The sequence below is a fragment of the Mycobacterium sp. E2327 genome (genome assembly GCF_001672675.1).
GTDB lineage: Bacteria > Actinomycetota > Actinomycetes > Mycobacteriales > Mycobacteriaceae > Mycobacterium.
Genome location: NZ_LZKE01000218.1, coordinates 1 through 22,317, shown reverse-complemented (window position 1 = coordinate 22,317; position 22,317 = coordinate 1). Strand labels below are relative to the sequence as shown.

The following is a 22,317-nucleotide window of genomic DNA, read 5'->3' as shown; positions in this document are numbered from 1 at the left end:
TGCCTTAGCCGCTTGACCCGCTCCGCTGCCCTGATCGGGGCGCTGCGCGCCATCTCGATCTTGGTCCGCGCCCACGCCGCTTCCCGCTTCGACTGCGGCTTCTTAGCCTGCACGGCCAAACCCTACGTCGCAGCCGGGGCCCGCATCGCGGCCCGGCACCGAATGTTCGCCCACCATTAACCCGGCTACTGCACCCAGTAGTTGTCGTGGCGGATGAACCACTCCCGGCGTTCGTCGTCGGTCATGTCGGCGAGCGCCGCGAAGCCCTCGAAGTAGGCCTCGCGCGGCGCGCCGGGCGCGAACAACATCAGGACCGAGGCCGGCGCGTCCGCCTCGTTGCGGAAACCGTGGACGCCGCCGGGCGGGACGTAGAGGAAGTCGCCCTGGTGGCCGTCGACCCACTCGTTGCCGTCGAAGAGCTTCATCGTCCCGGACAGGACGAAGAACGCCTCGGACATCGCGCGGTGATAGTGCGCCGGGGGCCCACCGCCGGCCGGCGCGATGTCGACCCGGTACAGGCCGTAGTCGCCGTCGGTGGCCTGCTGATTGGCCAGGTAGCGGTACTTGGTCCCGAAGGTCTCGTAGTCCGGCGGCGAGTCGGCTCGCCTGAGCCAGGCACTGATCTCCGGTTCGTCCTTGGTGTAGCGCGGCGGCGGATACGGGGGCACGACGAGGGACACGTTTTCCAGCTTGCCAGTTAGCATCGCCGGTGTGGAGGGGCGGACCGACGACGAACAACGGCGCGTGGAACGGCTTCTCGACGCCCAGACGAAGGCATCGCAACTGTTCGACGAGATCGAACGCCGCACGATGATCCGCCCGGGCGTCGGCGAACAGGAGTTGTCCGACGACATCGCCCGCCTCGCCGAGGACATGCTCGGCGTGACCCGGCACTGGCATCGCCGGATCGTGCGGGCCGGCCCGAATACGTTGCAGCCCTTCAAGGCTCACCCGCCGGACCGCGCGATCGCCGAGGACGACATCGTCTTCCTCGATCTGGGACCGATCTTCGAGGAGTGGGAGGCCGACTTCGGGCGCACGTTCGTGTTGGGCGACGATCCGCACAAGACGGCCGTCCGCGATGCGCTGCCCCGGGTGTGGGACGCCGGGCGCCGCTATTTCGACGACCACCCGGACGTCACCGGCGCCCAGTTGTTCGACTACGTCGTCGGGGCGGCCCACGCGGAGGGCTTCGAGTGGGGCAGCCACATCGCGGGCCATCTGCTGGGGGAGTTCCCGCACAAGAAGATCGCCGGCGACGGGGTCGAGTGGTACATCAAGCCCGGCTCGAACAAGCCGATGCGGCGCACGGACCCGACCGGTCGCCGTTGCCACTGGATCCTCGAAATCCATCTGGTCGATCGGGTCCGCGGCTTCGGCGGCTTCTACGAGCAGCTGCTCGATCTGCCGTGAACCGGCGGGGCCGGCCCGTCAGTCGAACGGATAGACCACCCCGGTGAGCTCCTCGGAGACGGCCCACAGCCGCCGCTGCTTGTCGACGTCGTGGGACTTCGCGCTGGAGCCCACCAGCTTGGGGTAGCCGCGCGTCTCGCCGAGGCCGTCGGGCCCGTAGTACTGGCCGCCGAGCACGCCCGGGTCGGTGGCGGCGCGCAGCGTCGGGAGCGCGCCCCTGGCCGCGTCCTGCGCAATCACGTTGAAGAACACGTTGACGAGCGGCCGGAACGCGGTGGGCGTGTAGCGGCCCAGCTCGGTGTTCGACCCGCCGGGGTGGGCGGCGGCGGCGATCGTCGTGCCGTGCGGGGCGAGCCGGCGCTGCAATTCGTAGGTGAACAGCAGGTTGGCCAGCTTGGCCTGGCCGTACGCCGCCACGCGGTTGTACCGGCGCTCCCACTGCAGGTCGTCGAAGTGGATGTCGGCGAGGATGCGATGGCCCATGCTGCTGACGGTGACGACCCGGGAGCCGGCGACGGGCAGCAGCCGGTCCAGCAACAGGCCGGTGAGCGCAAAGTGGCCGAGGTGGTTGGTGCCGAACTGCATCTCGAAGCCGTCCTGGGTGGTTTCCTTCGGCGTGTACATGACGCCGGCGTTGTTGATCAGCAGGTCGATGCGGTCGTGGGCGGAACGCAGCTGCTCGGCCGCGGCGCGGACGGACGCCAGCGACGTCAGGTCGAGCTCTTGCAGCGCGACGTCGGCGTGCGGGCTCTGCGCGGTGATCCGGGCCGCGGCGTCCTTGCCCTTGTCGAGGTTGCGCACGGCCAGCACCACGTGGGCGCCGTGGTCGGCGAGCGCAAGGGCGGTCTCGTAGCCCAGCCCGGTGTTCGCTCCCGTGATGACGGCGACGCGGCCGGTCTGGTCGGGAATGTCCGCGGCGGTCCACTTGGCCTCAGAAAGGGGCATGAAAAGCTCCTAAACTAGTAAGGTAAACGGGGCGAGCGCTCCGGTTGTCCCCACTATACGGAACGCGCGCCCCGCTTTGTCAACCGACTTGAGGTGAACTTATGGCGCAACCCACCCGGCCGCTGCGCGCCGACGCGGCGCGTAACCGGGCGCGCGTGCTGGAGGTTGCCTACGACACGTTCGCGGCCGAGGGGCTGTCGGTGCCGATCGACGAGATCGCCCGGCGCGCCGGGGTCGGGGCCGGCACGGTCTACCGGCACTTCCCGACCAAGGAGGCGCTGTTTCTGGCCGTGATCGAAAACCGGATGCAGCGCCTCGTCGACGACGGGCGCGCCCTGCTGGAGTCCGAGGGGCCGGGGAAAGCGCTCTTCACCTTCCTGCGCTCCATGGTGTTGCAGTGGGGCGCGGCGGACCGCGGCCTGGCCGACGCGCTGGCCGGCTACGGAATCGACATCGCCTGCGCCGCCCCCGAGGCCGAGGACGCGTTCAAGGCCATGCTCGGCGAGCTGCTGCGTGCCGCGCAGGAAGCGGGCACCGCGCGGCGCGACGTCGACATGCGGGATCTGAAGGCGATCCTGGTCGGCTGCCAGGCGATGGAGGCGTACGACTCGGCGCTGGCCGGGCGGGTGACCGACGTCGTCGTCGACGGTTTACGCGCGCAGCGATAACGCGGGGGCCGTTCTTGCACTCGGCATAGGCGAGTGCTAAGAATGACGTTGGCACTCGCCACCGGTGAGTGCTAGGTCGGGACGGTGAGACCAGCTTGGTCGTCCGTCGCGGGCACTGCACCCGGCCAGGACGTGTCATCCCCTATCCGGAGGAATCACTTCGCAATGGCCAAGACAATTGCGTACGACGAAGAGGCCCGTCGCGGCCTCGAGCGAGGCTTGAACAGCCTCGCCGACGCGGTAAAGGTGACGTTGGGGCCCAAGGGCCGCAACGTCGTCCTGGAGAAGAAGTGGGGTGCCCCCACGATCACCAACGATGGTGTGTCCATCGCCAAGGAGATCGAGCTGGAGGACCCGTACGAGAAGATCGGCGCCGAGCTGGTCAAGGAAGTTGCCAAGAAGACCGACGACGTCGCCGGTGACGGCACGACGACGGCCACGGTGCTGGCCCAGGCCCTGGTGAAAGAGGGCCTGCGCAACGTCGCGGCGGGCGCCAACCCGCTCGGCCTCAAGCGCGGCATCGAGAAGGCCGTCGAGAAGATCACCGAGACCCTGCTGAAGTCGGCCAAGGACGTCGAGACCAAGGAGCAGATCGCGGCCACCGCGGCCATCTCCGCGGGCGACCAGTCGATCGGCGACCTGATCGCCGAGGCGATGGACAAGGTCGGCAACGAGGGCGTCATCACCGTCGAGGAGTCCAACACCTTCGGCCTGCAGCTCGAGCTCACCGAGGGCATGCGGTTCGACAAGGGCTACATCTCGGGCTACTTCGTCACCGACGCCGAGCGTCAGGAAGCGGTCCTGGAGGACCCCTACATCCTGCTGGTCAGCTCCAAGGTGTCGACCGTCAAGGACCTGCTGCCGCTGCTGGAGAAGGTCATCCAGGGCGGTAAGCCGCTGCTGATCATCGCCGAGGACGTCGAGGGCGAGGCTCTGTCCACCCTGGTGGTCAACAAGATCCGCGGCACCTTCAAGTCGGTGGCCGTCAAGGCTCCCGGCTTCGGCGACCGGCGCAAGGCGATGCTGCAGGACATGGCCATCCTTACCGGTGGTCAGGTCATCAGCGAAGAGGTCGGCCTGTCCCTCGAGACCGCCGACATCTCGCTGCTGGGCAAGGCCCGCAAGGTGGTCATCACCAAGGACGAGACCACCATCGTCGAGGGCGCCGGTGACCCGGACGCCATCGCCGGCCGGGTGGCCCAGATCCGCACCGAGATCGAGAACAGCGACTCCGACTACGACCGCGAGAAGCTGCAGGAGCGCCTGGCCAAGCTGGCCGGCGGTGTTGCGGTGATCAAGGCCGGCGCCGCCACCGAGGTGGAGCTCAAGGAGCGCAAGCACCGCATCGAGGACGCGGTCCGCAACGCCAAGGCGGCCGTCGAGGAGGGCATCGTCGCCGGTGGCGGCGTGGCCCTGCTGCAGGCGGCACCGGCCCTGGACGAGCTGAAGCTCAAGGGCGACGAGGCCACCGGCGCCAACATCGTCAAGGTGGCGTTGGAGGCTCCGCTGAAGCAGATCGCCTTCAACTCCGGGCTGGAGCCCGGCGTGGTCGCCGAGAAGGTCCGCAACTCGAAGGCCGGCACCGGCTTGAACGCCGCCACCGGCGAGTACGAGGACCTGCTCAAGGCCGGCGTTGCCGACCCGGTGAAGGTGACCCGTTCGGCGCTGCAGAACGCGGCGTCCATCGCGGGGCTGTTCCTGACGACCGAGGCCGTCGTGGCCGACAAGCCGGAGAAGGCGGCCGCTCCCGCGGGCGACCCGACCGGCGGCATGGGCGGTATGGACTTCTAGTAAGTCAACGAAAAAGCCCGGTCCCTCGAAATGCCGAGTGGGCCGGGCTTTTTCGTGTCCGCGAGTGTGTGTGAACCTACGGCTTTCAGTGTGAAGCCACGGCGGGATTCCGGCGATTTTTTCGCCGTGGTTTCACCCGCAACGCCCTGAGCTCACACTCGATGCCTGGGCGCACGAATCAGGCCGGCCGCGAGAACACCACGCAGTCGTGCAGGCAGCCTTTGGCGACGCTGGGGGAGTCGGCCTCGCGGTGCAGCAGCGCGCGCTCCGGCACGACGCCCAGGCGGACGGTGTCGTCGTCCGACTCGGTCACCTCGGCGCTGCCGTCGACGATCAGCGAGTAACCCCCGGGCTCGCGCGGGGGCCAGAGCAGGGTGACGTCGCGGCGGTGGGCCAGGTTGGTGCGCGTGCGGCCGCCGATGAGCCCGATGTCGAGAACCGCGCCGTCATGCAGCCGCGGCTCGACCGTCACGGTGTGCACGCGATAGTCCTCGCCGACGGTGATCAGATAGGCGAACGGGAAGTCCGGGAGCGCCGCGGCCAGCCGCTCGACGTCGACTTTTTTCTTCGTGCGCATGGCTTCGAGGATAGGCCGCTAGTCGGTTAGGAGCGGCTCCCTGGTACCGGGGTCGGGGACGTCGGGGCCGCGCTCGCCCTTGTTGAAGAAGCCGGAGCTGGGGATGTTGGACTCCCGGCCGGTCAGGGTCCGCACACCGGGGTCGGCGTTGCCGGCGGCGAAGAAGCCCGACGGGGCGCTCGCCCCCGTCGTGGTCCGCAGGGCCGGCGGGGTGGGGGTGGGGCCACCCGCCGCGCTGACCGAGGAATTCGCGTGGCCGGCTTCGAGGCCGCTGGCGAGGGCGCTGGCGTCGGCCGGCGCCGCGAAGCTCGCGTTGCTGAGCAGGCTCGATCCGGCGGCCGGGGCCAGGCCGCCGGTCGACGCGCTGACCGAGTTGAGCAGGCCCGAGCTGAGGTTGGCCGCGCTGACGCCGCCCGTCATGTAGTGGCTGGAGTTGAGCGCCTCCGCGCTGCCCAGCCCGTTCTCCTGGAAGAAACCGGTGTTGGCGGTGCCGGTGTTCAAAACGCCGGCATTGACCGACCCGGAATTCAGGAAGCCGGTATTCGAGACGCCCGAATTCCCGATGCCGAAGTTGCCGCTGCCGGAGTTGAAAAAGCCGATGTTGCCGGTGCCCGAGTTGAACAACCCGATGTTGCCGCTGCCCGAGTTAAAGCCGCCGAAGCCGATCTGATTGCTCCCGGTCAGCCCGATCCCGAAGTCGTTGGTGCCGCTGTTGCCGAAGCCGAAGTTGTTATTTCCGAGGTTGCCCAAGCCGAAGTTGTTGTTACCCGAATTTCCGGAACCGACATTCAGGCTGCCGCTGTTGCCGAAACCGATGTTCGAATTGCCCATCGTTATGGGGCCGAAACTCATTCGGCCATTGGCGAAGCTGAAACCGAGCTTCTGCAGGACCTGCTGCCAGGGCGCCAATTGCGCGACGGCCGAGGACGCGTCGGCGTGGTAGCCGAACATCGCGGCGACGTCGGTTGCCCACATCGCCTCGTAGGCCGCCTCGGTGTCCATGATCGCGGGAATGTTGAATCCGAACCAGTCCGTGGCCGCCAAGGCCTGCACCAGGGCGCGGTTGGCCGCCACCACCGCGGGCTGCACTGTGGCCGCCACCGCAGTCTCGAACGCGGCCGCAATGGCCGCGGCCTGGCTCGATGCCGCCTCGGCCTGAGCGGCCGCCGCGCTGAGCCAGCTCACGTACTGCGTCGCCACGGTCATCATCGCGGCCGCCGACGCGCCCTGCCACGAACCGTTGGCCAGATCGTTTGTCACCGAGAAGAATGACGAAGCCGAAGACGCCAGATCCTCGGCCAACCCATCCCATGCGGCGGCCGCAGCAAGCAGCGGCGCCGCCCCGGGACCGGCGAAGATAAGTGCCGAGTTGATTTCTGGCGGCAACCACGCAAAATGCGGGCTTGTCACTAACCCAACTTAACCGGGAAGGGCCGCCCTTCGTGGCGTTATCGACCAGGTACCGGAATAGGCTTTCGGCCCCGGACCAACTTCCCTGGCCGCGCGGCTGTCGGAACGCCATTTTCGGCAATTATTTCACCGGAAACCACCGTTGTCACATATCCTTCTGCGGTCTGGTCCAGCCTCCGGCCCCCGGCGGGTAGGTCGTGCCGGATCACGGGTTTGTGCAGCCGCAGGGCGGCGTGATCGATGACGTTGAGGTCGGCCTTGTAGCCGACGGCAATCCGGCCGCGGTCGCCCAGACCGGCGACGCGGGCCGGCACGGAGGTCAGCTCGCGCACGGCCTCCGGCACCGTGAACCGCCCGGACTTGCGGTCGCGGGCCCAGTGGGCCAGGAAGTACGTCGTGTAGCTGGCGTCGCAGATCATCCCGTAGTGCGCGCCGCCGTCGCCGAGTCCGAGCACGACGTCGTCGCGGTGCAGCAGCTCGCCGACGGTGTCCAGCGAGTTGCCCTGCAGGTTGCTGGTCGCGACCAGCAGCATCGCGCGGCCGTCGTCGTCGAGCAGCCGGTCGTAGGCCTCCTCCATCGGGTCCACCCCGCGGGCCCGGGCGCGGGCCCCGACGCTGGTCGACGGGTCGGGCTCGTAGTCGGGGTTGTCGCCCAGCGGGAAGATCCAGTCCCACATCTGGGCCACGTACAGGATGGGGTGGCCGACGCCGGGCTTGTCGGCCAGGATGCGGGCGCGGACTTCCGGCTTGCGCATCTCGGCGACCCGCTCGGCCAGCGGCAGGTGCGCGATCTCGCGGTAGCTGGGGTAGAGCACGAACGGGTTGGCGGACAGTTGCAGCCCGATGATCAACCCGATCGGGCGCGGCAGCAGCTGGGCGGTGACCTGCGGCTCGTCCCCGGCCGTCCTCGAGTTGGCCTTCTCGATCATGGTGATGGCGTCCGGCCACGTCGGGTCGCCCGCGTTGGCGACGACCAGGGTGAACGTGACCGGCAGCCCGACGTCCTCGGCCACGTCGAACACCGTCTGCAGGACGGGCTGATAGCCGCCGGCCGGGATGTCGGGCACGAACTGGAGCAGGCCCCCGCCGCCGTCGACCACGCCCCGGGCGATCTCTTCGATCTCCTCGCGGGCGGCGTCGTAACTCGGTATGGGCGAACCGCTTTCGGTCTTGTGGATCGTCAGCCGCGACGACGCGAAGCCCAGCGCGCCGACCTCGATCGCCTCCTTGGCCAGCGCCCGCATCTTGGCCAGGTCTTCGGCGGTGGCCGGCTCACGGTCGGCGCCGCGCTGACCCATCACGTACACGCGCAGCGGCGAGTGCGGCAGATAGGCGGCCACGTCGATATCGCGCTTGCCCGCGTCCAGCGCGTCCATGTATTCGGGGAAGGTCTCCCAGTTCCATGGCAGGCCGTCGGTCATGACGACGCCGGGAATGTCCTCGACCCCGGCCATCACGTCGACGAGCACGTCGTGGTCCTCGCGGCGGCACGGCGCGAACCCGACCCCGCAGTTGCCCATCACGACCGTGGTCACCCCGTGCGCGGACGACGGCGTCAGCCGCTCCGACCAGATGGACTGGCCGTCGTAGTGGGTGTGCAGGTCGACGAAGCCGGGCGTGACCAGCAGGCCGGTCGCGTCGATCTCCCGCGTGGCGCCATTCCCGTTCACGGACCCGACGGCCGCTATGACGCCGTCTTTCACCGCCACGTCGCCGACGTACGGCTCACCGCCCAGCCCGTCGACGATGCTGCCGTTGCGGATGATCAGGTCGTAGGTCATCTAAATAATCTCCTACTTTGACCGTTTGAGCTGCTCAAACAGGTATGACGTGTCCGAAAGTGCCGCGAAAGTGCCACTAACGAGCTGGGGCAATGGACTACGTGTCGATTGGACACATCGCACGTGTCCACCATTAGCGTCCACCATTGAAGCCTAGCCTCGCTAACGCAGTTCGTAACCCGTGACCACAACTGAGCTGCAGGACAACGGTCTGTCCATCAGTGGTCGCTGTGGGATGAGGTGACCTACCACGGGGCACAACAACGGTGGGGCTTTATGGGGCGCTGCGAAGCGCACCTGTGCGTTGAGCGGTAAGCCTCCTGCGGACTGGGCTTACGACTGCACCGACCGACCGGGCGGTACCACGACACGCGAGACGATTTTGATCCTGTACGAACCATTCTCCCGTATTCGCAGTTCCCCGAGTTCTACATGCCGATGTGCAAGGCCTGCCATATACAACGGGATATGCAGGAGCTTGACGACGAGGTTGAAGCGTTCCGCGAATGGTGTAAGACGCATCGGTCGCGCGGCGAGCACGGCGGGTGCGAATCGATCTGACGGTGCTTCGGGTGGTGATGGTAGAGCCTAACCATAGAGGGATGAATATCTAGCACCGTGCTCTTTGGGTGTCGTTAGTGGGCCTGTGTCCAGTTCCTGTCCCGGACTGCTATTGCTAAACCCTACGGGCCCTGATGAATTGGAGAGGGCGAAGGACACAGATAGGAAGCAAACCGGCATCCCGAGCGGGCCAGCGTCGCCGGCGCGGCTATCGCCATCGGTCACCCCCGGGCGCCAGCGGTGCTGGCATCATGACCACACTCGTGCGCGCTCGAACAACGCGCTGGCCGATACGAGCCGCGCACGACGTGAGCCGGCGGCGGCACGTCCAACATCGACGGCTGGGATGGCTAGTGAAGTCCGGGGGCGGGCGTAGCCTGTTGGCGGTGGCACGAAAGTGCGTATTCTGCGGCAGGACGCCCGTCACGTCTGAACACATCTTCAAACGCGCGTTTCGCAAGAAGCTCAATCTGCCAGCCGGCAACCGCCGGTTGGACAGGCAAGACGGTCTCGACTCGCCTATGACGACGCGGCCCGACCCATTGTTCGAACTCACAGTGCGCTACGTCTGCTCGAAATGTAACAGCGGCTGGATGAATCGGCTCGACTTAGCCGTCGAACGTTGGGTTATCAACCCAGACAGCGAAACATGCGAACCCAGCGATCTCCGACGCTGGGCGATCAAGGTTGCGATCATGTATTCGTTGACCGCCCAGCCAAGTACCGTCTTGCCGCGTACAGACTATGACCGGCTCTTCAGCGGCGACGACCTCAACGATTGGTATGTGTTTATCGGACGCAGCAGCTTTCCCGAATGGCGGCACGGACATGTTGGCCATGGCGTTCGCTGCGACACCACAGGTGAAATGCTCGGGGGCATCACGCATGCCTCCTGGGTCGTGGGCACATCAGTCGTATCGGCACTTCGTCCCGCGGGCGACGCGGAGTTGCACCTTCTAAAGGCGTTTCGACAGTACAACGTCTTCGCAGACGAGCCGTTGGTGGAGATTCCGTGCGGAGCCGATACGTTTCCAGACCTCTTAACGCATCGACCATTGCGACGCGGGGAAGCCGCGTCTTTCATCTGGTTTTTCGCAGCCCATCCCGCATCGCCGGTCTACCCGCATAACAAAGCAGGAGCTGAGAAGGTACGGGATGCCGTGGCTGCACGACGCAAGGAATTAGGCCTAGGACCCGGTAACCCACCCCGTCAGCATCAAAAGTAATGCCTCACAAGCCGAAACGCATGGGGTGCTGGGCACCAAGGCTCCCACCGAGTAGTGCGCTCGCGCGGGGCGCACAAGCCGCAGACCTCCTGCGAGTGCGTACGCATCGGCAAGGTGCCCGTCGAGCGGTCGGACTACGCCGCATTCACAGCGACAGAACCCGCGCCAGTCCCGGTCAGGGTACGGCGATTCGCGTCCTGGCCTCTCCAATGGCCACGATTCGCCAGTACGATCGCGGCGACGCTACGAATACACCTAACGGGACAGTTGGCGCGGCCTCCCATGATCGACTCGCCATCTGCGCCTACTGTCCCCGCTCGGCGGTTGATTTTCCGGCAAGGGCTTTCACTCGGCGGCATCGACAACCTTGAAACCGCCGTCATGCCGAGTTGCATAGTGAGGTTGGCGGCCTGAATCCGCGATCGCCGGATTCTCGGACGGCGGATCCGGTCGATTCCGGTTACACCCTGTTATACGTTGCGCGGCAATGGCTTTCGCGGAGGAGAGAACCTGATGGATCCGTTCGATTCCTATTGTTTCCTGGTCATTATGCGTGAATAAACGATGGGCGAGGCGCTCGCTTGATAGCCAGCCCGAATGGCGACTTAGCCAGCCGCTTTGCTGCGAGTCCGGCGGCCGCGATGAGCCGGGCGAGGCGTCCAACAACTAACAGGTCGCCAAGCATTAGTGGATACCGTCGAGCGGCGCGCTTGCGCGACGCGACCTGGAGCAGCACCTATACCCGCCGCCGAAGCTGCCACACCTATGACGACAACAACGACAACTTGCAATACGTCGCCGAAAACGGTGCGGACATCGGAGAAGCCCGCTCCGCTGTTACGGTTGTGACCGATGTGGCCTATACACCATGCCTTAGCGGATTCTCGGCATTGAATACCGGCGTGTCTTCCGCTCGAATGTGGGGAGGCGATGAAACACTGGGCGGAAGCCCATATGGATCAAACCCAGTAGCGCCTGCCCCCGATACCGAGCCGACCAATGGAGACTTCTAACTTAGATTGTTTCCCGCAACCGTACTCAATCTATTGATCGCCACGCTGCAGATGCCGGCGATGAAATGCAGGCGTTGATCAAAATGCTCCACATCTGCCGACACGCTGGTTGCGGTGTCCTTCGAGAACTGGTTGATCGGGTAAGCACCGCTGTCGCGTCTGCCGGGCACGCCATCACCACAATTCTGCTCGCGGTGGTAGGAGGCGTGATCGCAGCTTGGATCTATGCTCGTTTCCTTCGCCCCCGCCGCGACTTTGCTGCGGACAACAAGGTGACCGATGCCCATGATCGGGCTGACCGTAAGAAACCTGCGGCCAATGTGATTCTTACCGAGCCGCCAAAACCGTGGTTCAGCTGGCTCTCCGATGACGTGATCGACATACCGCCCGACGCCGAACGGGGCATGTACAACACTAGATTTCCGGGCCATGACCGAGCAATCAGAACAAGCATGCCGTATCGAAATCGAACCAACGGAGCTGATCTGGTCAGATCCAGACTGTCGTTCGACCTGACCGGAACCCACCACACAGCCACTCGCATAGCAAGCATTAAGGCAGTCATCGACGAGCGGCGACCTGTCCCGGCGGGAACCGTTTACTACGCAGCACCCCAAGGCGGTACCGCCAAGGGAGAAATAGCGTTCGACCTCGGATCGCCCGACCTGAATGCCCGCGTGCAAGATGAGTATGGAGCGCCGACAACCCGCCACTACCTTGATGAATACACTTACGAGTTGGTGCGCGGCGAGTCCATTGGATTCATTGCCGGGGTGTTCGCGCCGTGGTACGGCGGCGACATTCGATACCACCTCGAAGTCGCCTTCGACGCAGGGCCACCGGTATCGATCTACAACGAGGCCGGAGAGCCATTCCGCATCGTCGGCTACCCCCGGACCGCGCGCCGCGCGTACTTCGACACCAGCATCAAACATCACGACTGGCCGAACTACCCACACTTTCCGGTTGACGGCTTAATTCACGACATACCAGGCAACGCAACCAAGACCAGCGGGTAGCACTTTGACCAGACGCAATTAAGAGAGCCCCCTGGGTGCATATTGTGTCGCGCTGAACTGGTCTGCGCGTCGATGGATCGCCGCTTGCCCTCGACGTAATCTACGCCGTCGCACGGCATGGCTGCTGGCTGACGAATGTTTGCAGGGCTAACGGTCCAGTGGCACGGCGCCCGGGATGACTTGCAGCAAATCGCCCGGTTTGATTCCCACTCTCGCCAGTGGTCGGTCGTCTGTGCCTGAGCTCCGACTGTGTTTGCGCGCCCAAGTGGTGCCCATGTCGAGAAACATCTGCCCGTCGTGAGGGCGACGAAGCAGCCATTCGTCACCGTAGGTAAAGGCGGGCACCCAGTCAGGCAATAATCCGTAGATGAAGTTCAGTAAGTCGCGGACGGTTGTGTAGTCAGACACCGGAACCTTGACAGCGCCCAGCCGGGGGTCGAGTGGGCCGAAATCGACCGTGACAGCCGATTTCTCGACCTCGTCGCGAATGGATTCGAGCAGGTTATCGCGGAGTTCGTCGGGAAGGTTGTCCCCCACTGCTTTTTCGACGCTGGCTGCTACAGCGGCTTTGGTCGCCTCGACCGCATTTTCCTGGGCTATCCTCTTCGAGTAATTCTCAATATCGCTGCCGGTAGCCGCGAACAACCATAGAACGATAACCCGGGTGTATAGGTATCCGAGCAAGAACGCGGCGACGGCCGCAGTCATGGAAAGCACTACTCCAACGCCGCCACTAGGCCCATACGAACCGAGCAGCGGTGCCAACTGGCGCCCCAGAGCTTCGAGTGCCGCAGGCACTTTGCCGATCTGCACCAGCGATATACCAACTAGGACCTTGGTTAGCCAGTCTGAAATCTGTTCAAGGTTGGTGTTGCCGATGTAGCGGGCCGACTTGGAGTCGGCGTCAAGTTGTGTCGACTGCAGCTCGCGCGGTATGGCAAAGATGAATCCGAGAAAGCCTCCCAGACATGCGGACGCCAAAGCGATCAGTATGGCAGCGAACGTTATCGTGAAAGGCTCACGTCCCCAATGATTGCTCAAGGAAAATCCGAGGACCGGACACGCAATTACGTAGAAGAGCACAAAAGATAACGTCAACGTGCGAATCTGCTGCGCGAACTTCTCTGCCGTGTCGCCGGGCCTACCCGGACCGTCGGCGGCGCCACGGGCGGGGGCTGGATGGCTGCCGTCAGATGTTGTAGGAGTGGCTTTGCTCCGGCGGCGCGTCAGCCTGCTCCACCATTCCACAGTCGTATCGGACGGCGGCGGATTCGTCGGATCAGCGGACACACCAGCAGAATGTCACAACAGACGCACTGACACCATGCACGTCGCCGGAATCCGGCCCAGCAAACGACTTCAGTTCCGACGCAGCCCTACCTCACCCCGGTGGATCGTGCCAGGATCTCTTCCGTGATCGATCACGTCGGAATCAATTGCGCCGATTATCCGAAATCGCAGGATTTTTACGACAGCGTGCTGGGAGTGCTCGGGTTTTCACGGCAAATGGATTTCGGCCGGGCCATCGGGTACGGCCGCGACGGCAAACCCACGTTCTGGATCTCCGACGGGGCGGGGATGGGTCCGGCTCGGGAGGTGCACCTGGCCTTCGCGGCCGCCGACGAGGACGCGGTGCGCGCGTTTCACCGGGCGGCCGTGGAACGGGGCGCCGAGTCGTTGCACGAGCCGCGGCTGTGGCCCGAATACCACCCCGGCTATTTCGGCGCGTTCGTGCGCGATCCCGACGGCAACAACGTCGAGGCGGTCTGGCGCGGCGCGTAGTGTCGGCCGTATGGGAGCTGAAAGTGACGCCGCCACACAGGAACTGCTTCGCGACGCGTTCACCCGGTTGATCGAGCACGTCGACGAGCTCGTCGACGGCCTGACCGACGAGGTGGCCGACTACCGCCCGACGCCGAACGCCAACAGCATCGCCTGGCTGATCTGGCACAGCGCGCGGGTGCAGGACATTCAGCTGGCCCACGTGGCCGGCGTCGAGCAGGTGTGGACGCGCGACGGCTGGGTGGACCGCTTCGGGCTGGACCTGCCGCGCAACGACACCGGCTACGGGCACGGCCCCGACGAGGTGGCGAAGGTCAAGGCGCCGGCGGAGCTGCTGGCCGGCTACTACCACGCGGTGCACAAGCTGACCCTCGAATACATCGCCAGCGTGACCGCCGGCGAGCTGTCCCGCGTCGTCGACACCAATTGGGACCCGCCGGTGACGGCCAGCGCCCGGCTGGTGAGCATCATCGACGACTGCGCCCAGCACCTCGGGCAGGCCGCCTATGTGCGGGGCATTCAGTAGGTTCTAGGGCGTGCGATTCGCCGCGACCGTGCTGCTGTGGCTGGCCGCCACGCTCGCCCTGGCCGTAGCGATCCCGGCGTCGTGGGCGCAGCGCAACCTCGTCAGCGAGGACGGCTACGCCGCGCTGGCGCAGCGCGCCGCCGGCGATCCCGCCCTGCAGTCGGCGATGGCGGCCGAGCTCACCACCCGGGCCATGGCGCTGATCGCGGCGCACGGCGGGGGGCGTTATCCCGTGGACGGCTCGGAGGTGCACGCTGTCGCCGCCGCCTTCACGGCCGGGCCGGGGTTCCCGCCGCTGTTCGCCCGGGCGAACCGGGCGGCACACCGCTACCTGTTCACCGCGGACGGGTCCGCGGAATGGGCGATCGACGTGGCCCCGATGCTCAACGACGCCGCGATGCAGCAGGTGCTGGCCCGGCACCACGTGACCGTGCCGGCGAACCTGACGGTGCCCCTCACGGTGTCGATGCCGTCGTCGGTGCGGCCGGGGCGGCTGAGCGCGCTGGCCAGGTGGGGGCCGTGGATCAGCGCCGGCGCGGCGGCCCTGAGCGGTCTGTGCGCGCTCCTGACGCTGGCCGCCGCGCGCGGCCGCGGCAAGGCGCTGACCAGCCTGGGCGTCTCGGCGCTGCTCGTCGGCGGGGCGGGCTGGGCCTGCATCGAGGCGAGCGGCCGCTACGTCAACGACGCGCTCAACCGCACCACCGGTAACGTCCGCCAGATCGGCGAGGTGATAGTCGCCCACGCCGAGGCCGGCCTGCGCGGCTGGCTCGACCTGACCCTGGTCGCCGGGGTAGCGCTCGTCGCCGCTGGGGTGCTCGCGGCGGTCCTGGGCGGGCTGCGGAAAAGCCCTAGCTGAGCGGCAGCTCGGCCAGGATCGGGGTGGTCGGCTGCGGCGATCCCTTGCCGGGCTCGACGGTGAACGCGAGCTCGGTGGAGGCGCCGATGTTGGTGAGCGTGTCTTTGGTCGACGGCGACACGGCGGCCGCGTCCATCGTGCCGGCCGAGGTCGGGCCGTTGGCCCCGATCAGCCACATCTGATAGACGGTGCCGGGGGACGGGGGCGGCACGTTGTTCATCACCAGCAGCGCCGCGTTGCGGTCACGGGAGAACATCACCGTCGCGGTCCCGTTGGCCAGGGGACGCGAGACCGTCTGGACGTCCGGGGCTGACATGATCTGTTCGGCGACCGTGGGCTTCGCCGGGGGGCGCATCAGCACGCCGGCGCCGAACGCCGCGGCGCCCACCACGACCGCCGCCGCGGCGGAAGCCAACACGGCTCTGCGCCAAGGTATTTGGCGGACATTGTTCGGCTTTACGGCCGACAGCGTGGCGTCCCGCAGCTGTGCCGGCGGTTCGCTCGCGGTGGCCGCCGACACGACCGCCATCGTCTCGCGGACGGCACGGACCTCGTCATCGAAGGCCGCCGCCACCGACGACGGCGCCGCGGCGCGCAGGCGCTCGATCTCGGCGCGCTCCGCGTCCGACACCGCGTGCAGGGCATACGGCGTGGCCAGCTCGAGCAGTTCGAATTCGGTCGGCTCAGTCATGGCACGTCCAGGCAGTTACGCAGGCCGCGCAGCGCGTCGCGGATGCGCGATTTGATCGTCGACAAGTTGGCGGCCAGCCGCTGCGACACCTCGCTGTACGTCAGCCCCTGGTAGTAGGCCAGTTCGATGCACTGTCGCTGCGCGTCGCTCAACCCGTCGAGGCATTGGGCCACCCGGCGACGCTCGTCGCCGGAAATCGCCGAGTCGGCGACCACGTCACCGGCGGGCTCGACACTGGCGGCGCCGTAGCGGGATTCGCGCCTGCTGCCGGCCTGTTCGGCGCGCACCCGGTCCACGGCCCGCCGGTGCGCCATGGTCAGCAGCCACGCCAGGGCCGAACCTTTGGCCGGGTCGTACTGCGACGCCGAGCGCCACACCTCGAGATAGACCTCCTGGGTGGTTTCTTCGCTGTAGCCGGGATCACGCACCACCCGCGTCACCAGTCCGTACACCCGAGCCTTGGTGAGGTCGTAGATCGTGGCGAAGGCGGCGCTGTCCCCGCGCGCGACCTGGCGCAGCAAGGTGTCGAGCTCGTTGCTCATCGATCGGTAGCCTAGCGTCCGTCATCGGTGCGCCTATGCCGGTGGCGGGGAAAGAAATACGCCGTCCGTTCCCGGTATTCGCCGCAGCATGTGCACCAGGCTGATCCACACCGGTGATTCGGAGCCGCCACCGGGGTGGATGGGCTCAACCGAATGTGAACGAAAACACTTGCAGGCCTTTGCCGACCTGCATGTCGAGCTGGTCGCGGTGCGCGGTGTCGTCGGAGGCGACCTGGTGCAGGGTGGGCGGCCCGCCGACCGTTGTCACGGTGGTCTTGCCGCCCCTGGTCACCGTGATCGTGCCGGTGCCGCCGAGGACGACGTAGACGCTCTTGCCGGTGTAGTTCAACCGGATGGCAGCGTCATCGCTCGCCGCGGTGGCGCCCTGGTCGTCCAGTGTCCAGCGCCCGCGCAGCGCGAACCGGTCGTCGGGCAAGGTCGCCGGGTACGCGAACGCGGCGGTGCCCAGCTTGTATTCGCCGGCGCCGCCGTAGTTGACGGCCTTGCCGGCGCCCAGGTAGGTCTCCGGCGTGAGCCTGCTCCGCGGGGTGTCGTCCACCGCGTTCGATGCGGCGGGCAACTTGACGTCCGGGTTGGCGGCGACGAGCAAGTCGCGGATCAGCTGTTCGGTCGCGTCGTAGTCACCCTCGCCGAACTTGGTGTGGCGGATCGCGCCGTTGGCGTCGATGAGGTACTCGGCCGGCCAGTACAGGTTCTGGTAGCCGTTCCAGGTCGCGTAGTCGTTGTCCAGCGCAACGGGATAGGTGATGTGCAACGCGGCGGCGCCGCTGGCCACGTTGGCGGGAACCCGTTCGAACGCGTACTCGGGGGTGTGCACGCCGATGACGACCAAACCGTCGTCGCGGTAGCGGTTGAACCAGCCCACGACGTGCGGGATGGCGCGCTGGCAGTTGATGCAGGAGTAGGCCCAGAAGTCGATCAGGACCACCTTGCCGCGCAGCGAGGCCAGGTCGATTGGCGCGCCGCCCGGGGTGTTGAGCCACCCGGTGATCCCGGTGAGGGCGGGGGCCGGGCCGCACTGCTGCAGTCGGTTGGAACCGTCGACGCAGTCGGACAGCTGGCCCGACATCGCGCCGCCCAGCTGGTGGCGAATCTGGTTGGCCCCGATGCCTTTTTGCATCGCCGTGGTGTAGTCGGGGACGGCGCGCTGCAGCGTGGCGGGCAGGTTGAAGACCAGCGCCGCGGCCAGCACGATCATCGTGATTCCGCCGGCGACCCGGATCACGTGTTGCCGGCGGCGGAACGCGGAGACACGCTCGGCGAGGCGCCGCCCGGCCAGCGCAAAAACGAGCAGCGGCAGCGCGGTGCCGATCGCGAACGCCGCCGTCAGCACCAGCACCGGCGGGCCGATGGAGGCGGTGCCGCCCGCGACGACGATCGCGGCCAGCACCGGTCCCGCGCACGGCACATACAGCGCGCCCAGCGTCAGACCCAGCCCGAAACCGTTGCCGCTCAAGCGCTTCGGGCCGAGCTGGGGCAGCGGGATGCGGGCGAACGGGCGCTCGATCAGGTGCGCCAGCGGCGGGAAGATCAAGCCGAGGCCGATGAGCGTCAGCGTCACCAGCGCGGCCCAGCGGATCGCGTCCTGCGGCAGGTGCAGCGCCGACAGCAGGGCCGAGCCGGCCAGGGTGACCACGCTGAAGCTGCAGACCAGCCCGGCGATCACCAGGTACGGCCGGGCCGGCGGGGCGGTGTCACGCGAGCTGCCGGCCCCGGAGAAGAACACCACCGGAAGCACCGGCAGGATGCACGGCGAGACGCCGGTGATCAGGCCGCCGAGGAATCCGATCAACGCGACTGTGGGCATGGTCGTTATTCGGAGCCGCGGCAGTTACGGATTAGTCGCTGTAGGCCAGGGAGCGGTCCGGCGGGTGGGGTTGCACCGGCTGCGTCGGAACCCGCAGGGGCCGCGAGCGCACCCGCATCGGCCACCAGAACCAGCGGCCCAGCAGCGCGGCGATGGACGGGGTCATGAACGCGCGGATGATCAACGTGTCGAACATCAGGCCCAGCCCGATCGTGGTGCCCACCTGCCCGACGATGCGCACGTCGCTGACGACCATGGACGCCATCGTGAACGCGAACACCAGGCCCGCGTTGGTCACCACCTTGCCGGTGCCGCCCATCGACCGGATGATGCCGGTGTTCAGGCCGGCGTGAATTTCCTGCTTGAACCGGGAGACCAGCAACAGGTTGTAGTCGGAGCCCACGGCCAACAACACGATCACCGACATGGCCAGCACCATCCAGTGCAGATCGATGCCGAGGATGTGCTGCCAGACGAGCACCGACAGCCCAAACGAGGCGCCCAGCGAAACCGCCACCGTGCCAACGATGACCGCGGCGGCGACCAGCGCGCGGGTCAGGATCAACATGATGATGAAGATCAGGCACAGCGACGAGACCCCGGCGATCACCAGGTCCCACTTGGCGCCCTCGGCGATGTCCTTGAAGACGGCCCCCGTGCCGGCGACGTAGATCTTCGCGTCCTCCAGCGGGGTGCCCTTGAGCGACTCCTCGGCCGCGGTGCGGATCTTGTCAATGCTGGCGATGCCCTCGGCCGACGCGGGGTCGCCGCGATGCAGGATGATCATGCGCGCCGCGTGCCCGTCGGGGGACAGGAAGTTCTTCATGGCGCGCTGAAAGTCTTTGTTCTTGAACACTTCCGGCGGCAGATAGAACGAGTCGTCGTTCTTGGAGGCGTCGAAGGCGTGGCCCATCGCCGTCGCGTTGTCGCTCATCTCGTTCATCTGGTCGAAGATCCCGGACATCGTGCTGTGCATGTCCAGCATCATGGTCCGCATGTTCACCATGGTCTGGATCATCGGCGGGAACTGGGCGACCATCTGCGGCATCAGCCGGTCCAGATCCTTGATGTCACCGACCAACGTGTTGAGTTTCTCGTCGATCTGGTCCAGGCCGTCCAGCGCGTCGAATATCGAGCGAATCGACCAGCAGATCGGGATGTCGAAACAGTGCCTCTCCCAATAGAAGTAGCTGCGGATCGGCCGCCAGAAGTCGTCGAAGTCCGAGATGCGGTCCCGCAGCTCGTTGGTGATCTGCTGCATCTGTTCGGTGTCGCCGACCATGCGGTGCGTGGTGCCGACGAGCTGCGTCATCAAGTCGTACATCCGCTGCATGTTGGCGATCGTCTTGGTCATCTCGTCGGCCTGCTTGACCATGTTGTCCATCTGGTCGCGCTGGTATTTCATGGTCTGCGTCTGAGCGGCGTTCTGCATGCTCATCTGGAACGGGATCGACGTGTGGTCCATCGTCGTCCCGTCCGGCCGGGTGATCGCCTGGACGCGGGAGATTCCCGGGACCCGAAAGATGCCCTTTGCCAACCGGTCCAGGACGAGGAAGTCGGTCGGGTTACGCATGTCGTGGTTGGCCTGGATCATCAAGATCTCCGGCTTCATCCGCGCCTGGGAGAAGTGGCGGTCCGCCGCCGTCAGCCCGGCGTTGGCGGGGATGGTGCTGGGCAGGTACTCGCGGTCGTTGTAGTTGGCCCGGTAGCCGGGCAGCGTCAGCAGGCCGACCAGGGCGACCGCACACGTGACGGCGAGGATCGGAAGCGGCCAGCGGACCACCGCGGTGCCGACCCGGCGCCAGCCACGCACCCCGAGCTTGCGCTTGGGGTCGAAGACGCCGAACCGGCTGCCGACGGTGAGGATCGCGGGGCCCAGCGTGAGCGCGACCAGCACCGCGAGCAGCATCCCCACCGCGCACGGAATACCGAGGGTCTGGAAGTACGGCATCCGCGCGAAGCTGAGGCAGAACATCGCGCCGGCGATCGTCAGGCCGGAGCCCAGGATGACGTGGGCCGTCCCGCGGTACATGGTGTAGAAGGCCGATTCCTTGTCTTCGCCGGCGTGGCGGGCCTCCTGATACCGGCCGACGATGAAGATGCCGTAGTCCGTCCCGGCCGCGATCGCCAGCGAGGTGAGCAGGCTGACCGCGAAGGTGGAAAGCCCGATGAGCCCGAAGTGCCCGATCACGGCGACGGCTCCGCGCGCCGCGGTCAATTCGAAGCCGACCGTGATCAGCAACAGGATCACGGTGAGGATCGACCGGTAGACGAACAACAACACGATGAGGATCACCGCGACCGTCGTCAGCGTGATCCTGACCATGGACTTGTCGCCGCTGTGGTGCAGGTCCGCGGCCATCGCCGAGACCCCGGTGACGTACGCCTTGACCCCGGGCGGCGCGGGCACGCTGTTCACGATGTTGCGGACGGACTCGACCGATTCGTTGGCCAACGGCTCGCCCTGATTACCGGCGAGGTTGACCTGAACGGTCACGGCCTTGCCGTCGTTGCTCTGCGCGCCCGCCGCCGTGAGCGGATCGCCCCAGAAGTCCTGGATGCTCAGCACGTGCGCCTTGTCCTCGCGCAACTTGCGGATCACGGTGTCGTAGTACCGGTGGGCGTCGTCGCCGAGGGGCTGGTTGCCCTCCAGCACGATCATCGCCGAGCTGTCGGTCTCGCCCTCGTTGAACGCATGGCCGATCTGCTTCATCGCCACGAATGACGGTGCGTCCTTTGGGCTCAACGACACCGACCGCTCCTGCCCGACCACTTCCAGCGACGGGACGAACAGGCTGAGGACGATGGCCACGCCCACCCAGAACAGGATGATGGGCACCGCGAGGGTGTGAATCATTCGCGCGATGAACGGCCGCTCGGGGTGGGCGTCGCGCGCGAATTCGGTGAATCGACTGGTCACGCGGACTTCACCACGCAGAAGGTGAAGGCGTGGACGCCGTTGGAGATTCGCTCGGCCTTGACCACGTCGTCCACCGTGATGCGGCAGCCGATGCTGTCGCTATCGCCCCGCGCCGTGAGGTTTCCCATCATGGCCGCCTTGTCGGTGGTGACGCGCAGCGTCCACGGCAACGGCGCACCGTCGATGCGTTGCGGGTCGGCGTTCACGTCGAAATAGCTGATGTCGGCGAGGGTTCCGGGCGGCCCGAAGACCTCGTAGACAATTCGTTTCGGGTTGAACGGCTTGGGATTCTGCAGGTTGCTGTCGGCATACGATTCGCGTTTTTCCGAGCCGAAGTAGCCGTGCACCCGATACACGATGAAGCCACCGACCATGACGACCGCCAGGATGACCAGTGGAATCCACGTTCGGGACAGCACCTTGAAAATCGGAATCCCTTTCAGCGGTCGGTAGTTCTGCGTGCGGTCCGTCGCCGCCGAACGTGGTCAACTACGGATCGCCGCGCTGCGCCCGTCCGCCGATCCCGGTAGGAAAACAGCCAAGGCTTACCTAAGTAAATCACGGCCAGGTGTGTCGCCCGCCCTGGGACCGTTGACTCCTTCCCCTCGCGCCCTGGAGTGTAACGCATATCACGTGCGTAACCGGAAATCGTCTGCGAGCTGTGACCTGGGATAGCCGGTGGGAGCCAGGATCTAGTGTCGTGAGTCGTTAATTCGCCCGCTCTTGTTAGAATGGGTGATGCCGTCGCCGCATGCTGCGCAGATCGTG

Annotated in this window: 21 protein-coding genes; 10 read left to right on the top strand and 11 right to left on the bottom strand. The window is 66.3% G+C overall.

The genetic code is table 11. The features are described from left to right. Positions 1–12 precede the first annotated feature (12 nt). Positions 13–180, top strand: a complete 168-nt coding sequence (locus A5712_RS31080) for a hypothetical protein (RefSeq protein WP_156766762.1) — start codon at positions 13–15, stop codon at positions 178–180. Between the two features lie 5 nt (positions 181–185). Here A5712_RS31080 and A5712_RS24845 read toward each other — a convergent pair whose 3' ends face one another. After that, complete coding sequence (locus A5712_RS24845) at positions 186–680, bottom strand: cupin domain-containing protein (RefSeq protein ID WP_068111443.1); 495 nt, start codon at positions 678–680, stop codon at positions 186–188. 31 nt (positions 681–711) lie between these two features. Between A5712_RS24845 and A5712_RS24840 the strand changes: the two genes are divergently transcribed. After that, the gene (locus tag A5712_RS24840; RefSeq protein WP_068111381.1) at positions 712–1,413 is read left to right on the top strand and encodes a M24 family metallopeptidase; all 702 of its coding nucleotides are present in this window, start codon (positions 712–714) and stop codon (positions 1,411–1,413) included. A gap of 18 nt (positions 1,414–1,431) precedes the next feature. Here the strand turns inward: A5712_RS24840 and A5712_RS24835 are convergent, their stop codons facing one another. After that, a complete protein-coding gene (locus tag A5712_RS24835; RefSeq protein WP_068111378.1) occupies positions 1,432–2,358 on the bottom strand; it encodes an SDR family NAD(P)-dependent oxidoreductase in 927 nt (308 codons plus the stop codon). 101 nt (positions 2,359–2,459) lie between these two features. Here A5712_RS24835 and A5712_RS24830 point away from each other — a divergent pair, with 101 nt between their 5' ends. Together A5712_RS24830 and groL are read left to right on the top strand one after the other, a co-directional pair. Then, positions 2,460–3,026 (top strand): TetR/AcrR family transcriptional regulator, encoded by a 567-nt coding sequence (locus A5712_RS24830; protein WP_068111375.1) that lies wholly within the window; start codon positions 2,460–2,462, stop codon positions 3,024–3,026. Positions 3,027–3,191: 165 nt separating this feature from the next. Further along, complete coding sequence (gene groL, locus A5712_RS24825; RefSeq protein ID WP_068111372.1) at positions 3,192–4,817, top strand: chaperonin GroEL; 1,626 nt, start codon at positions 3,192–3,194, stop codon at positions 4,815–4,817. A gap of 178 nt (positions 4,818–4,995) precedes the next feature. On the opposite strand, the gene A5712_RS24820 is transcribed toward groL, so the two are convergent. The 3 genes from A5712_RS24820 to A5712_RS24810 are packed head-to-tail and all read right to left on the bottom strand — an operon-like array spanning position 4,996 to position 8,585. Beyond that, complete coding sequence (locus tag A5712_RS24820) at positions 4,996–5,394, bottom strand: hypothetical protein (protein WP_068111369.1); 399 nt, start codon at positions 5,392–5,394, stop codon at positions 4,996–4,998. A gap of 18 nt (positions 5,395–5,412) precedes the next feature. Continuing rightward, positions 5,413–6,804, bottom strand: coding sequence for a PPE family protein (locus A5712_RS24815; protein ID WP_068111366.1), 1,392 nt, complete (start codon positions 6,802–6,804; stop codon positions 5,413–5,415). Between the two features lie 38 nt (positions 6,805–6,842). Next, a complete protein-coding gene (locus A5712_RS24810) occupies positions 6,843–8,585 on the bottom strand; it encodes an amidohydrolase family protein (protein ID WP_068111363.1) in 1,743 nt (580 codons plus the stop codon). Between the two features lie 947 nt (positions 8,586–9,532). Here A5712_RS24810 and A5712_RS31075 point away from each other — a divergent pair. The 3 genes from A5712_RS31075 to A5712_RS31065 all read left to right on the top strand — a co-directional run bounded on the left by A5712_RS31075 (position 9,533) and on the right by A5712_RS31065 (position 12,404). Continuing rightward, entirely contained in the window at positions 9,533–10,372 is an 840-nt protein-coding gene (locus A5712_RS31075) for a hypothetical protein (RefSeq protein WP_156766761.1), read from the top strand. Positions 10,373–11,082: 710 nt separating this feature from the next. Beyond that, complete coding sequence (locus A5712_RS31070) at positions 11,083–11,385, top strand: hypothetical protein (RefSeq protein ID WP_156766760.1); 303 nt, start codon at positions 11,083–11,085, stop codon at positions 11,383–11,385. 65 nt (positions 11,386–11,450) lie between these two features. Then, complete coding sequence (locus A5712_RS31065; protein WP_156766759.1) at positions 11,451–12,404, top strand: hypothetical protein; 954 nt, start codon at positions 11,451–11,453, stop codon at positions 12,402–12,404. A 147-nt stretch (positions 12,405–12,551) separates the two neighbouring features. Here the strand turns inward: A5712_RS31065 and A5712_RS24800 are convergent, their stop codons facing one another. Continuing rightward, the gene (locus A5712_RS24800; RefSeq protein ID WP_156766758.1) at positions 12,552–13,694 is read right to left on the bottom strand and encodes a hypothetical protein; all 1,143 of its coding nucleotides are present in this window, start codon (positions 13,692–13,694) and stop codon (positions 12,552–12,554) included. 123 nt (positions 13,695–13,817) lie between these two features. On the opposite strand from A5712_RS24800, the gene A5712_RS24795 reads away from it, so the two are divergent. From A5712_RS24795 to A5712_RS24785, 3 genes are read left to right on the top strand one after another with little or no spacing between them, the layout of a single operon-like run. Next, positions 13,818–14,186 carry a VOC family protein gene (locus A5712_RS24795; protein ID WP_068111353.1) on the top strand — a complete coding sequence of 123 codons (369 nt, stop codon included), beginning with the start codon at positions 13,818–13,820 and terminating at the stop codon, positions 14,184–14,186. 10 nt (positions 14,187–14,196) lie between these two features. Beyond that, positions 14,197–14,712: a mycothiol transferase gene (locus tag A5712_RS24790; protein ID WP_068111350.1), complete on the top strand. Its 516-nt coding sequence runs from the start codon at positions 14,197–14,199 to the stop codon at positions 14,710–14,712. Positions 14,713–14,722: 10 nt separating this feature from the next. Beyond that, complete coding sequence (locus A5712_RS24785; RefSeq protein WP_068111347.1) at positions 14,723–15,568, top strand: hypothetical protein; 846 nt, start codon at positions 14,723–14,725, stop codon at positions 15,566–15,568. Here A5712_RS24785 and A5712_RS24780 read toward each other — a convergent pair. From A5712_RS24780 to A5712_RS24760, 5 genes are all read right to left on the bottom strand, one after another. Beyond that, positions 15,561–16,259: an anti-sigma factor domain-containing protein gene (locus tag A5712_RS24780; RefSeq protein WP_068111343.1), complete on the bottom strand. Its 699-nt coding sequence runs from the start codon at positions 16,257–16,259 to the stop codon at positions 15,561–15,563. The two genes, A5712_RS24785 and A5712_RS24780, sit on opposite strands and share 8 nt — an antisense overlap. Further along, on the bottom strand, positions 16,256–16,801 hold the full coding sequence (locus tag A5712_RS24775) for a sigma-70 family RNA polymerase sigma factor (protein WP_068111340.1): 546 nt from the start codon (positions 16,799–16,801) through the stop codon (positions 16,256–16,258). The genes A5712_RS24780 and A5712_RS24775 overlap by 4 nt, the downstream gene beginning before the upstream one ends. 145 nt (positions 16,802–16,946) lie before the next feature. Further along, positions 16,947–18,629 (bottom strand): cytochrome c biogenesis protein DipZ, encoded by a 1,683-nt coding sequence (locus A5712_RS24770; protein WP_068111337.1) that lies wholly within the window; start codon positions 18,627–18,629, stop codon positions 16,947–16,949. A 31-nt stretch (positions 18,630–18,660) separates the two neighbouring features. Further along, on the bottom strand, positions 18,661–21,486 hold the full coding sequence (locus A5712_RS24765) for an RND family transporter (RefSeq protein ID WP_068111440.1): 2,826 nt from the start codon (positions 21,484–21,486) through the stop codon (positions 18,661–18,663). 59 nt (positions 21,487–21,545) lie between these two features. Then, positions 21,546–21,968 (bottom strand): MmpS family protein, encoded by a 423-nt coding sequence (locus tag A5712_RS24760; RefSeq protein WP_068111334.1) that lies wholly within the window; start codon positions 21,966–21,968, stop codon positions 21,546–21,548. Positions 21,969–22,317: the final 349 nt, after the last annotated feature.